The organism is Allocoprococcus comes, assembly GCF_013300725.1.
Lineage (GTDB): Bacteria > Bacillota > Clostridia > Lachnospirales > Lachnospiraceae > Allocoprococcus > Allocoprococcus comes_A.
Genome location: NZ_JAAIMM010000013.1, coordinates 58239 through 71596 on the forward strand (window position 1 = coordinate 58239; position 13358 = coordinate 71596).

The following is a 13358-nucleotide window of genomic DNA, read 5'->3' on the forward strand; positions in this document are numbered from 1 at the left end:
CGTCTTTTATATTCTCTTTTCTGACCTGAAAAGGCAGAAGGAGAAATTTTTATGAAGCATATGAAGAATCATTTTGCCGGAATACTGAGTGTGATTCTGGCGGTAGTATCATTGTCAGGCACCCGTATGCCTGTCGTATCTGCAAATTCAGCAGAGAACGTCACAAAAAAAGAAACAATTGTAAAACTTGATGAAAAATTAGGAGCAGAGCCGGGAAAGGTACTGCAGGAATTAAAGGCGCACGAAAAGGATGGATATTATCTGGGAACGCCTTACAGCGGATCGCCTCTTACAGCAGAGAATTGTATGCGTCCGAATGGTGCGCATGGCGGAAATGGGGCAATGAACTGTACCGGATTTGTCGCATATGTTCTGGAAAAATGCGGGGCAGATCTTTCGGGGATTGCAAAAGGCAGTCTCCGTGGCGGAAAGGTCAATGCAAGTAACTGGTTCCATTGGATGACGGACAATGCGGTGGAATCTTACCATTATAATACCATTGAAGAGTTGCTTGCAGGTGGAAAGGCACAAAAAGGGGACGTGATCTATTTTGAGCCGGTTTCCTGGGCTGAACCGGATGCAGACTGCCATATCGGATTTTTCTGGGGAGATCATAGCAGTGATAACCGGTTCTGGCATTCGGCCTCCATACCGTCAAGCGGCAATCAGATTTCACAGCTTGTGGCGAAGTCAAGATCTACGGTGTATCTGTTTAAGACAACTCATAATGGCAGTCTGGAGCTTAAAAAAAGTTCTGCCGAGCCGGAGACCACAGCAGATAATCAGCTCTATTCACTTGAAGGGGCAGAGTATACTGTTTATAAAAGTGGTACATCCGAGGCGGTCTGCGTGATCCGGACAGATGAGAAGGGGTATGGAAAGGCAGAGGATCTTCCGGAGGGAACCTATGATATTAAGGAAACGAAAGCACCAAAGGGCTATGTACTGGATACAAAACTGCGTCAGATTACGGTAAATGCCGGACAGACAGCGACCTATGAGTGTCAGGATGTGCCAGAAAAGACAAAGGTGGAAATCCTGATCCGGAAGAAGGATGCAGAAATAGGAAAAAACCAGGCACAGGCAGGACTTTCCCTTGAAGGAGCAGAGTTTTATGTGGGATTTTTTGGCAGTTTCTTTGGTGATCAAAATGAAATCGGAGTAAAGATGCCAATCAGAAGCTGGAAATTGAAGTCAGATGCGGATGGAGTGGTCCGGATGGATGCAGAGCATCTGATCAGCGGGGATCCGTTTTTTGAAAATAATGAGCTTCCGCTTGGCACTGTCACTGTATGGGAAACCAAAGCACCGGAAGGTTATCTGGTAGATACGATTACACATTGTATACAGACCGGAAAAGAGGAAAATGGAGTCTGTAAGCCTCTGGAAATATGGAATCCGGTAGAAATAAAAGAAAAGATCATCCGCGGAGATTTAAAGCTGGTGAAAGCAGCGGATAAGACACTTAAGAGACTGTCAGATATTCCGTTTCAGATCACATCCAAGGCGACAGGGGAAAGCCATGTGATCCTGACGGACAAAAACGGGGAGGCTTCGACGGGAGCATACTGGAATCCACATACCGTCAACACGAATGAGGGGAAGACAAGTGAAGATGGGATCTGGTTCGGGGAAGGAACTCCGGATAATACAAGAGGAGCGCTTCCTTATGGAACGTATCTGGTGGAAGAACTGTCTTGTAAAAATAATGAAGACCGGATGCTGATTCCTGCGTTTGAGGTGGAAGTAACAAAGGAAATGCGAGTAATTGATCTGGGGACACTGACAAATGATGAACATCCCGTACCGGAGATCGGGACAAGAGCATCTGACCGGGAAACGGGAACGCATAACGGGAAACGGACGGATCACGTAACTGTGATCGACCAGGTGAAATGGAAGAATCTGGAGATTGGAAAGGAATATGTGATCAGGGGCACGTTGATGGATAAGGAAACAGAAAAACCGGTTATGCAGGATGGAAAAGAAGTGACTGCGGAGAAAAAACTGGTTCCGGATACCGGATCCGGAGAGATTCAGATGGAGTTCACGTTTGATGCGACAGGACTTCAGGGAGAGCAGATTGTTGTATTTGAGGAGGTCTATCTGGAAGAAAAGCTGGTTGTAGCACATGCAGATCTGGAGGATGAAAGACAGAGTGTAACCTATAAAAAAGAAAAAACGCAAAAGAAAGAAGAACCGGAAACTCCCGAGAAACCCAAGGAAACAGCAAAAGCCAAAACCGTTGCGACCGGGGATGGTGCTTATGGAAAAATTCTGGTATTTCTGGCAGCGGTACTTCTGACAGGTTCGCTTATCCTTCGTTTTCTTCTGACACGGATGTGGGGACGAAAGTGGAAACATAGATAGGATGGCATTGCGCTTGACAAATTCTTATGATATAATCGCTAAATAAACAGATACTTTAGCAGATTGCTGAAGTGAATCAGAAAGAATAAGAAGGGTGGAGAACCATGAATTTACTTTATAAGAGTACAAGAGATGCAGAAAAGACAGTAACAGCCTCCCAGGCAATCTTAAAAGGGCTTGCAGATGACGGCGGATTATTTGTACCGGTTTCGATTCCGAAGCTTCCGGTGTCGTTAGGAGAACTCAAAGAGATGACCTATCAGGAAACCGCTTATACAGTCATGAAAGAATTCCTGACAGATTTTACAGAGGAAGAACTGAAGAGCTGTATTGCAAAGGCTTACGACAGTAAGTTTGATACCGAAGAGATCGCGCCGCTTGCAAAAGTGGAGGATGCTTATTATCTGGAACTGTTCCACGGGGCAACGATCGCATTCAAAGACATGGCACTTTCCATTCTTCCACATCTTCTGACCACTTCTGCAAAGAAGAACCAGGTAAAGAATGAAATTGTCATTCTGACAGCAACATCCGGGGATACAGGAAAAGCTGCACTTGCAGGATTTGCAGATGTAGAAGGAACAAAGATTATTGTATTCTATCCGAAGAATGGGGTAAGCCGGGTACAGGAACTTCAGATGGTGACACAGAAAGGGGACAACACTTCGGTTGTTGCAATCCACGGCAATTTTGATAATGCACAGAGCGGTGTGAAAGCAATGTTCGAGAACAAAGAGCTGGAAAAAGAATTAAATGAGGCGGGCTATCAGTTCTCATCTGCCAACTCGATCAACATCGGACGTCTGGTGCCGCAGGTTGTATATTATGTATATGCTTATGCAAAGCTTCTTCAGAATGAAGAGATCGCAGAGGATGAAGAGATCAATGTGGTTGTACCGACAGGTAACTTTGGAAATATTCTGGCTGCATATTATGCAAAGAATATGGGAATCCCGATCGCAAAGCTGATCTGTGCTTCCAATGAGAATAAGGTTCTCTATGATTTCTTCCAGACAGGAACCTATGACCGTAACCGTGAATTCGTTCTTACCACCTCTCCGTCAATGGATATCCTGATCTCCAGCAACTTAGAGCGTCTGATCTACAAGATTTCCGGAGAAGATGCAAGAAAAGATACGGATCTTATGACTGAGCTGAAGACAAAGGGAAGTTACGCGATTACAGGTGAGATGAAAGCAAACCTGGCCGATTTTGCGGCAGGATATGCGACAGAAGAGCAGGTCGCAAAGACAATCCATGATATATATGAAGATACCGGTTATGTAATGGATACCCACACGGCGGTAGCTGCAACGGTGTATAAAGCTTACAGAGAAGACAGTAAAGATGACAGAAAGACAGTAATCGCATCCACAGCAAGTCCGTATAAATTTGCAGGAAGCGTTATGTCAGCGATCGATCCGAAGTATAAAGGACAGGATGATTTCAAACTGATCGAGGAGCTTCAGAAAGTATCCGGTACAGAGATTCCGAATGCCATCAAAGAGATCATGAATGCCGAGATCCGCCACAATACAGAATGTGATGTTGATCAGATGGAGCAGACCGTTAAGAATATTCTTGGCGTAAAATAAACAGGAGAAGGCAAAAGAATGAACGGAATGGAAGGAATTTTCGGGATCATTGGTATTGGGGCGGGATTGTATAGCCTGTATGCATGGTTTCAACTTAAATTCAAAGGAATCATCAATACATCAATTCTTGTACCAAAAGATACGAATATAAAGAAGTGTAAGGATAAGGAAGCATACAGGACAGCAGCAGGGCCGAAGCTTCTTGTGCTTGCGGTTGTGCTGATCCTGTATGGCGCAGAAGATCTGTATAATACTTACGTACAGAGTACAGGAAAATTATTCTGGGTGATGTTAGTACTGGTACTTGCAGTACTGGTATGGTTTGCATGGACAGTCAAAAAGCTGAATGCAAAATATTTTTAAAATCAGATCATAAAATAAAGGAAAAGGGAAGGTGCAGACAAAAAGAGCTGCACCTTCTTATTTCATTTGACGGAAAAATTTGTTACAATAAAAGTATTGCATGGCAAAGAAAATGTGACGGGGATAAAAGAAAATGTTATGCGAGAGATGAAATGCCGGAAGATTCCGATCCGTTTCAGGATGGAACCGAATTAAAAGAAGCATTTGACAGACTGAATAAATATGTAGTAGGGTAGATGAGATTTGATGGAAAATGTATTTGAGATATTAAAAGATTTACCAAAGCAGGGGGATTACGTTCTTCTGACAGTGGCAAAAGGATCCGCAGCCGGAGAAAAAGCAATTTTATCGGAGAAAAAAATAATCTGGGAAAGTAAAGAAAATGGTTTCTTTTCAGAACATTTTTCAGAAGCAGGAGACTTGAAAAAATGTGGACTTTATGAAATCAGAGAGCAGCAGGTCTTCTGTGATATAATTGGAGGACAGGAGCATCTGGTCATTTGTGGCGGTGGTCACGTATCAATGCCGGTGATTAAAATCGGGATCATGCTTGGATGGAAGGTCACGGTTCTTGAGGATCGTCCGCAGTTTGCCGACCATGCCAGAAATGCGGGGGCAACGGAAGTAATCTGCCAGCCGTTTGAAGACGCCTTGGATCAGATCGAAGGAGATAAAGATACGTATTTTGTTGTACTGACCAGGGGGCACAGATATGATCAGGTTTGTCTGGAGAAGATCGTTGGGAAGGAACATGCTTATATCGGAATGATCGGAAGCCGGCGAAGAAGTGCGATGGTAAAGCAGAATCTGATTGAAAAAGGCTGCAGCCAGGAAGTGATCGGCGAGATAAAAAGTCCGATTGGTCTGAACATCGGTGCTGAGACACCGGAGGAGATCGGTGTGGCGATCATGGCAGAGATCATCGAAGTGAAGAATCAGAACAAGAGAGTCTGCGGTTATCCGGAAGACTTGCTGGAAGCAATCCAGGATACCGTTCATCCGGGAAAGAAGATGCTTGCAACGATCATTACAAGAAGGGGTTCTGCACCAAGAAATGTGGGATCCAAGATGCTGATCCTGGAAGACGGCAGCTGTGTGGGAACCATCGGAGGCGGCTGTATGGAGGCAGAGGTCTTAAGAAAAGCGAGAGTCATGATGCATGAAAATAATACAGGACTAAAGACAGAATATGTGGATATGACCGGAGATGATGCGGAGGAAGAAGGCATGGTCTGCGGCGGTACGATCGAGGTGTTACTGGAACCACTCTGGAATTAGAAAGGATGGAAAAGGCTGTGAGAGATTCTTATGGACGAACAATTGAATATATGAGAATTTCGATCACAGACCGCTGTAATCTGCGATGCAGGTACTGCATGCCGGATGGCGCAAAGTGGATTCCAATGTCAGAAATCCTGACTTATGAGGAGATTGAACGAATCTGCAGGGAGGCTGTCCGGATCGGGATTACCAGGTTTAAGATTACCGGAGGGGAGCCTCTGGTCAGAAAAGGATGCGCAGATCTGATCCGGATGATCCGGCAGATTCCGGGCACAGAAGAAGTAACAATGACGACAAATGGGGTTCTTCTGGGTGAGAATCTGGAAGATCTTCTTGCAGCGGGGCTGGATGCGGTGAATATCAGTCTGGATACACTGATTCCGGAAAAATATCAGGAGATTACCGGATCAGATGAACTGGAAAGAGTCAGGAAATCCATTTTCATGGCAGAAAAAAGCGGGATCCGGGTAAAGATCAACACGGTCCTGCAAAAAGGAGTCAATGATGAGGAATGGAAAAGTCTGGCAGAGCTGGCAAAAAAGAACAAGCTGGATGTCCGGTTTATTGAATTGATGCCGATTGGACAGGGAAGAGCAGAGGATGGCATTTCCGGTGCCTGGGTGCTTGGAAAACTGAAAGAAGCTTATGGAATAGAAGGAGAGCTTTATCCGTTAGAGGGACGGTTTGGAAACGGACCTGCAGTATATTATCAACTGCCGGGCTTTCAGGGGAAAATCGGTCTGATCAGTGCAGTGCATGGAAAATTCTGTGACAGATGTAACCGGATCCGTATGACATCAACCGGAAAGTTAAAAGCGTGTCTGTGCTATGCAGATACGATCTCCGTTTTTGAGGCAGCAAGAAACGGATCGGAAGAAGAAATCCGGAAATGTCTGGAACAGGCGATCCGTGGAAAACCGAAGATGCATCATTTTGAGGAACAGAATTTTATTACAGAACAGAAAAATATGTCACAGATCGGAGGATAAACATAAAAATGGGAAGACTGAAGGGAATCTGCATCAGTGAAAAGAGAGGAACCGAAAAACATGAGGTTCGTGAAGCCATGGTCAAAGTGGACTGGGGGATTGAAGGAGATGCGCACGGTGGAAAATGGCATCGTCAGATCAGTCTGCTTTCCGATGAAAAGATTCAGGAATTTCGTGCAAAAGGGGCAGAAGTTGCGTATGGTGCATTTGGTGAAAATCTGATCGTGGAGGGATTTGATTTTCGCGCGCTTCCGGTTGGAACAAGATTTCATATCGGAGATGTGGTACTTGAGATGACACAGATTGGGAAAGAATGTCACAGTCACTGTCAGATTTATAAGAGAATGGGTGACTGCATTATGCCAAGAGAGGGTGTTTTTGCAGAAGTCATCACCGGAGGTCATATCAAGGTAGGAGATGAAGTTGTCATGGAACAGGTGAAAAGTGACCGTCCATTTTCAGCGGCAGTTATTACTTTAAGTGATAAAGGGGCTGCCGGAGAACGGGAAGACAAAAGCGGACCTAAGATTGCCGAAATGTTGAAAGATGCCGGATATGATATCAAAGAAACGATTTTGTTACCGGATGAGCAGAAAAAACTGGAAAAAGAGCTGATCAGACTGGCTGATCAGAGGCAGCTTAATGCAATCTTCACCACCGGAGGAACCGGATTCTCGGAGCGGGACCGGACACCGGAGGCGACGGTAAATGTCTGTGACCGGATGGCAAACGGAATTGCAGAGGCAATCCGGAATTATTCGATGATGATCACAAAGCGTGCTATGTTCAGCAGAGCTGTATCAGGTATCCGGAAAAAAACGCTGATCATCAATCTTCCGGGAAGTCCCAAAGCAGTACAGGAAGCACTGGAATTTCTGCTTCCGGAGCTTGAACACGGACTTGGAATCCTCCGGGGAACAGAAGGCGAATGTGCCAGAAAATAAAGAGGTTAAAAAGCATGAGTGAATTTACACATTTTAACGAAAATGGCAATGCAGTGATGGTAGATGTGGGGGCAAAGGCTGAGACAAAAAGAGAAGCACTTGCATCCGGGGTGATCCGTATGTCGGAAGAATGCTTTCAGAAAGTAAAGGAAGGCAGCATGAAAAAAGGAGATGTTCTTGGCGTGGCAAGAATTGCCGGGATCATGGGTGCAAAAAAGACAGCAGAACTGATTCCGCTGTGTCATCTGTTAAACCTTACCAAAGTCGAGATTGATTTTGAATATCTGGAGGAAGAGCATGGAATCCGGGCAATCTGCCACACGGCTTGTACCGGCAGGACCGGTGTGGAAATGGAAGCACTGACCGGGGTAAATACCGCTCTTCTTACAATCTATGATATGTGCAAGGCGATTGACCGGGGAATGGAGATCGGAGAAATCCATCTGCTTGAAAAGTCCGGTGGAAAAAGCGGGAAATGGGTACGTTAAACGCATTTTAATTTCTGGTAAAAAAAGTAAATATCATCAACGATTAACAGTTGAAAAAACACGGCTGATAGTCTATAATAGGCTTTAGAAAACCTGGAATGTTCGAGACTTCCGTATTTTTGAACCTACAATACTTTAAACGGGATTCTTATATCTCTGTAATATGTCAGGCCCTCATTGCGCAGGGGAAGGCAGAAAAGCAGATGCGGTCGCCCACCTAGCGGAGTGCTAGGAGTCAAAAAACGGAAAACGGCATTTCGGGGGACTACAAAAGATAAAGGACAGTTGCGAGAGCAACTGTTTTTTTGGGTTTTCAAAGAAGTGAAAATGTGATAAACTATTTTGAAAAATGAAACTGCCGATAAGATAAATGGAGTTATTATATGATGAAAACGATAAACAAGATTCGGGAAATTACAGGGCAGGTGTCACAAAAGCATGTGGGAGCATACGCGGCTCAGTCTGCTTATTTTTTTGTGCTGAGTATGATCCCGATTATTTTGCTGCTTCTTGCAATCATACAATATACTCCGGTGACAAAAGCAGATGTTATGACTGCAGTGGTAAATTTGTTTCCGGAGACAAATATGCAGGATTTTATGGTTGGCATTGTAAATGAAGTATATAACCAGTCGAAGACGGTCATTCCGATCACTGCGATTGTAGCACTGTGGTCAGCAGGTAAAGGAGTACTTGCGGTTAGTACCGGACTGAACTGTGCATATGAGCTTCGTGAGACACGAAATTATGTATTTTTAAGAATCCGGGCATCCATCTATACGATCCTGTTCATTGCAGCGATCGTGATGGCTCTGGTACTTTCTGTGTTTGGTAATAATATCAGTATTTTTATATATCACAAGATTCCGTTTCTTGCGGAGACGACGGATATGATCATGCGTTTGAGAACGGTGATTTCATTTGTTGTTATGACTGGAATTTCGCTTCTGGTATATCACTTTTTGCCGAACCGGAAGCTTCCGTTCAGGGATCTGATTCTGGGATCTATTTTCTGCTCTCTGGGATGGCTGCTGATCTCATTTGTTTTTTCGATGTATCTGACAATCTTCAAAGGATTTTCCGGTCTGTATGGAAGTATGACGGCGATCATTCTTGTGATGTTGTGGCTGTATTTCTGTATGTATGTGATGCTGTTGGGAGGACTTATTAACTGTATCTGGGTAGATGTAAAGAGGGATATCCTGGAAAAGGATTAGTTCTGCAAAAAGCGGCATCCGGGTTCCGGAATATGATTTTTGCGTAGATAAACGGTGAATCTATCAGATAAAACCGCTTGACATAAAAAAATCATATGTTACAATAATTAAGTATATGACATAACGTAAAAGCAATGACCGTGTAAGTAGTGAACTGTTTTCCGACAGAGAAGGAGAATCCCCGGCTGTAAGTTCTCCCCGGTTCAGGCAGGAAACGAATTTCCCACGTGAGCTGCGTTTTTGAAAATAAAGTAGAAAACGACGTCCCTGCACGTTACGCAGTCCGAGTGCCTGTTATTTCAAATAGCAGGAAACAGGGTGGTACCGCGATTTATCTCGTCCCTTTTCAGGGGCGATTTTTTTATATATTTAGGAAAGTGTTCTTTCCTAATATATAAAAACGCTACGCGAGGATGCGTACTGCGGCGTATAAGGAAGATGTCACAAGCGACCGCCGCAGGTGCCAGAATGTGCCAAGGCACATTCTTTTTTCTGCCACAGGAAATTTTATTTCCTGTTATAGTTGCAAATGAATAGCCAAAACAAGTTTTAAGGAGGATATCATGAAAGAAAGACTTGAGAGCATCAAACAGGAAGCCATTAAGCAGATCCAGGCTTCTGATGTACCGGAGAAATTAAATGATGTACGTGTCAAATTCCTTGGTAAAAAAGGAGAACTGACAGCCGTATTAAAAGGAATGAAAGATGTAGCTCCGGAAGAACGTCCGAAAGTAGGACAGCTTGTAAATGAGACAAGAGCTGCCATCGAAGAACTTCTTGATGAGACAAAGAAGAAAATGGATGCTGCAATCCGTGAAGAAAAATTAAAACAGGAAGTTATTGACGTAACACTTCCTTCCAAGAAAAATACAGTAGGTCATCGTCATCCGAATACAATCGCTCTGGAAGAAGTAGAGCGTATCTTCATCGGTATGGGATATGAAGTTGTGGAAGGACCGGAAGTAGAATATGACCTTTACAACTTTGAAAAACTGAACATTCCAGCAGATCATCCGGCAAAGGATGAACAGGATACATTCTATATCAACAAAGACATCGTGCTTCGTACCCAGACATCACCGGTTCAGGCACGTGTAATGGAACAGGGCAAGCTCCCGATCCGTATGATCGCACCGGGACGAGTATTCCGTTCTGACGAAGTGGATGCAACCCATTCACCATCCTTCCACCAGATCGAAGGACTTGTAATCGACAAAAATATTTCCTTTGCTGACTTAAAGGGAACTCTGGAAGTATTTGCAAAAGAACTTTTCGGACCGGATACCAAGACAAAATTCCGTCCGCATCATTTCCCATTCACAGAGCCAAGTGCAGAAGTAGACGTGTCATGCTTCAAGTGTGGCGGAAAAGGCTGCCGTTTCTGTAAAGGATCAGGATGGATTGAAATCCTCGGTTGTGGTATGGTTCACCCACACGTACTCGAAATGTGCGGAATCGATCCGGAAGAATACACTGGATTTGCATTCGGAGTAGGACTTGAAAGGATCGCCCTTCTCAAATACGAGATCGACGACATGCGCCTCCTCTACGAGAACGATATCAGATTCCTGAAACAGTTCTAGTGAGCACACAAAGGAAGGAAGCACGAGCGAAGCGAGTATTTACTTCCGTGTGCGAACGGCACGACAAATGTATAAATATAAAGTAAATCAGAAGGAGATATAAAATGGATACTTCATTATCATGGATTAAAGCGTATGTTCCGGATCTTGACGTAACAGCGCAGGAATATACAGACGCAATGACTCTTTCCGGAACAAAGGTAGAAGGTTTTACAAAGCTGGATGCCGATCTGGATAAGATCGTAGTAGGACAGATTGAGAAAATTGAAAAACATCCGGATGCAGATAAACTGATCATCTGCCAGGTAAATGTAGGAACAGAGACCGTACAGATTGTTACAGGTGCTCCGAATGTAAAAGAAGGAGATAAAGTACCGGTTGTTCTGGATGGTGGACGTGTCGCAGGCGGACATGAGCCTGGACAGAGAGTAGAAGGCGGAATCAAGATCAAAAAAGGAAAACTCCGTGGAGTCGACAGTTACGGAATGATGTGTTCCATTGAAGAACTTGGTTCAGACAGAAACATGTACCCGGAAGCACCGGAATATGGAATCTACATTTTTGATGATGACGCGGTTGTCGGAGAAAGTGCAATCAAGGCACTCGGACTGGATGATGTCGTATTTGAATACGAGATCACTTCCAACCGTGTAGACTGCTTCAGCGTGGTTGGCATCGCAAGAGAAGTTGCAGCTACATTCCGCAAAGAATTTAAGCCACCGGTTGTAACACCAACCGGAAATGACGAAGATGTCAATGATTACATCAAAGTAAAAGTAGAAAACACAGACCTTTGCCCACGTTACTGTGCAAGAGTCGTTAAAAATATCAAAATCGGACCTTCACCGAAATGGATGCAGAGAAGACTTTCTTCTGTAGGAATCCGTCCGATCAACAACCTGGTTGATATCACAAACTATGTGATGGAAGAATATGGACAGCCAATGCATGCTTACGATCTGGATACTATTGCAGGCCATCAGATCATCGTCCGCAATGCTGAAAAAGGAGAAAAATTCGTAACACTGGATGGTCAGGAAAGAGAAATGGATGATTCTGTTCTGATGATCTGTGACGGAGAAAAAGCGGTAGGTATTGCCGGAATCATGGGTGGCGAAAATTCCATGATCACTGACAATGTACAGACCATGTTATTTGAAGCGGCATGCTTTGATGGAACCAACATCCGTAAATCCAGCAAGAAAGTCGGACTTCGTACCGATGCATCCGGTAAATTTGAAAAGGGACTGGATCCGAATAATGCAGAGGATGCAATCAACCGTGCCTGCCAGCTGATCGAAGAAATGGGAGCCGGTGAAGTTGTCGGAGGAATGGTTGATGTATACAGCAAGAAAAAAGAGCCTGTACGTGTACCATTTGATGCCGACAAGATCAATGCACTTCTCGGAACCGATATTCCGGAAGAAGATATGATCAAATATTTTGAAAAGATCGACTTGGAATATGATGCAGAAGCAAAAGAAGTGATCGCACCAACCTTCCGTCATGACTTATTCCGTATTGCCGATCTTGCAGAAGAAGTAGCAAGATTCTACGGATATGACAATATCCCGACTACACTGCCTACAGGAGAAGCTACAACCGGTAAACTCTCTTTCAAGCTCCGTGTGGAAGAAGTGGCAAGAAATATTGCAGAATTCTGTGGATTCAGCCAGGGAATGACTTACTCATTCGAAAGCCCGAAGGTATTCGACAAGCTCCTTCTCGACAAGGATGATCCGATGCGTCAGGCAATCCAGATCATGAACCCGCTCGGAGAAGATTACAGCGTTATGCGTACAACATCCCTGAATGGTATGCTGACTTCTCTTGCAACAAACTACAACAGAAGAAATAAAAATGTCCGTCTGTACGAGCTTGGAAATATTTACCTTCCAAAGGCACTTCCACTGACAGAACTGCCGGACGAAAGAATGCAGTTTACACTTGGAATGTACGGAGACGGAGACTTCTTCAGCATGAAGGGTGTTGTAGAAGAGTTCTTTGAAAAAGTCGGACTTCATAAGAAAGAAACTTATGATCCAAATGCAGGAAAGAACTTCCTTCATCCGGGACGTCAGGCAAATATCATTTATGATGGAAAAGTTGTCGGATACATGGGTGAAGTTCATCCGGAAGTTGCAGATATCTATGGAATCGGAGAAAGAGCATACATTGCAGTCATCGATATGCCACAGATCACAGAGCTTGCAACATTTGACAGAAAATACGAAGGAATTGCAAAATACCCGGCAGTCAGCCGTGATATCAGTATGGTAATGCCAAAATCCATCCTGGTAGGACAGGTTGAAGAAGTGATCGAGAACAAGGGTGGCGCTTATCTGGAAAGCTACAAGCTGTTTGATATCTATGAAGGCGCTCAGATCAAAGCCGGATTTAAGTCTGTTGCTTACTCTATCACATTCCGTGCAAAAGATAAGACTCTGGAAGAAGCTGATGTTTCAGCAGCTATGAACCGGATCTTAAAGGCACTGGAAGAAATGGGTATCGAGCTTCGTAAGTAGCGA

At 44.2% G+C, this 13358-nt stretch carries 10 protein-coding genes, 1 other RNA gene and 1 other annotated feature; all 11 genes read left to right on the top strand.

What is annotated here, in order from left to right; genetic code table 11:
- The first annotated feature begins 51 nt into the window (after positions 1–51).
- Positions 52–2370, top strand: a complete 2319-nt coding sequence (locus G4407_RS08690) for a VaFE repeat-containing surface-anchored protein (RefSeq protein ID WP_173688558.1) — start codon at positions 52–54, stop codon at positions 2368–2370.
- Between the two features lie 104 nt (positions 2371–2474).
- Positions 2475–3965, top strand: coding sequence for a threonine synthase (gene thrC / locus G4407_RS08695; protein ID WP_173688559.1), 1491 nt, complete (start codon positions 2475–2477; stop codon positions 3963–3965).
- Between the two features lie 18 nt (positions 3966–3983).
- Positions 3984–4328 (top strand): hypothetical protein, encoded by a 345-nt coding sequence (locus tag G4407_RS08700; protein ID WP_173688560.1) that lies wholly within the window; start codon positions 3984–3986, stop codon positions 4326–4328.
- A gap of 246 nt (positions 4329–4574) precedes the next feature.
- Positions 4575–5606, top strand: a complete 1032-nt coding sequence (locus G4407_RS08705; RefSeq protein WP_173688561.1) for an XdhC family protein — start codon at positions 4575–4577, stop codon at positions 5604–5606.
- 17 nt (positions 5607–5623) lie between these two features.
- On the top strand, positions 5624–6598 hold the full coding sequence (gene moaA, locus G4407_RS08710; protein WP_173688562.1) for a GTP 3',8-cyclase MoaA: 975 nt from the start codon (positions 5624–5626) through the stop codon (positions 6596–6598).
- Between the two features lie 8 nt (positions 6599–6606).
- Entirely contained in the window at positions 6607–7542 is a 936-nt protein-coding gene (locus G4407_RS08715) for an MOSC domain-containing protein (RefSeq protein WP_173688563.1), read from the top strand.
- A 14-nt stretch (positions 7543–7556) separates the two neighbouring features.
- Positions 7557–8030, top strand: a complete 474-nt coding sequence (gene moaC, locus G4407_RS08720; protein ID WP_243259142.1) for a cyclic pyranopterin monophosphate synthase MoaC — start codon at positions 7557–7559, stop codon at positions 8028–8030.
- A gap of 87 nt (positions 8031–8117) precedes the next feature.
- A non-coding RNA gene (gene ssrS, locus G4407_RS08725) (6S RNA) lies at positions 8118–8298 on the top strand.
- Positions 8299–8413: 115 nt separating this feature from the next.
- A complete protein-coding gene (locus G4407_RS08730; RefSeq protein ID WP_173688565.1) occupies positions 8414–9247 on the top strand; it encodes a YihY/virulence factor BrkB family protein in 834 nt (277 codons plus the stop codon).
- A gap of 125 nt (positions 9248–9372) precedes the next feature.
- Positions 9373–9594: a binding site (T-box leader), on the top strand.
- A 216-nt stretch (positions 9595–9810) separates the two neighbouring features.
- The gene (gene pheS / locus G4407_RS08735) at positions 9811–10830 is read left to right on the top strand and encodes a phenylalanine--tRNA ligase subunit alpha (RefSeq protein WP_008371846.1); all 1020 of its coding nucleotides are present in this window, start codon (positions 9811–9813) and stop codon (positions 10828–10830) included.
- Between the two features lie 104 nt (positions 10831–10934).
- Positions 10935–13355, top strand: coding sequence for a phenylalanine--tRNA ligase subunit beta (gene pheT, locus G4407_RS08740; protein WP_173688566.1), 2421 nt, complete (start codon positions 10935–10937; stop codon positions 13353–13355).
- Positions 13356–13358: the final 3 nt, after the last annotated feature.

Excerpts from the sequence above, each read along its gene's own strand:
- G4407_RS08690 (WP_173688558.1), top strand. The coding sequence starts at position 52 with ATGAAGCATATGAAGAATCATTTTGCCGGAATACTGAGTGTGATTCTG.
- thrC (WP_173688559.1), top strand. The coding sequence starts at position 2,475 with ATGAATTTACTTTATAAGAGTACAAGAGATGCAGAAAAGACAGTAACA.
- G4407_RS08700 (WP_173688560.1), top strand. The coding sequence starts at position 3,984 with ATGAACGGAATGGAAGGAATTTTCGGGATCATTGGTATTGGGGCGGGA.
- G4407_RS08705 (WP_173688561.1), top strand. The coding sequence starts at position 4,575 with ATGGAAAATGTATTTGAGATATTAAAAGATTTACCAAAGCAGGGGGAT.
- G4407_RS08715 (WP_173688563.1), top strand. The coding sequence starts at position 6,607 with ATGGGAAGACTGAAGGGAATCTGCATCAGTGAAAAGAGAGGAACCGAA.
- moaC (WP_243259142.1), top strand. The coding sequence starts at position 7,557 with ATGAGTGAATTTACACATTTTAACGAAAATGGCAATGCAGTGATGGTA.
- G4407_RS08730 (WP_173688565.1), top strand. The coding sequence starts at position 8,414 with ATGATGAAAACGATAAACAAGATTCGGGAAATTACAGGGCAGGTGTCA.
- pheS (WP_008371846.1), top strand. The coding sequence starts at position 9,811 with ATGAAAGAAAGACTTGAGAGCATCAAACAGGAAGCCATTAAGCAGATC.
- pheT (WP_173688566.1), top strand. The coding sequence starts at position 10,935 with ATGGATACTTCATTATCATGGATTAAAGCGTATGTTCCGGATCTTGAC.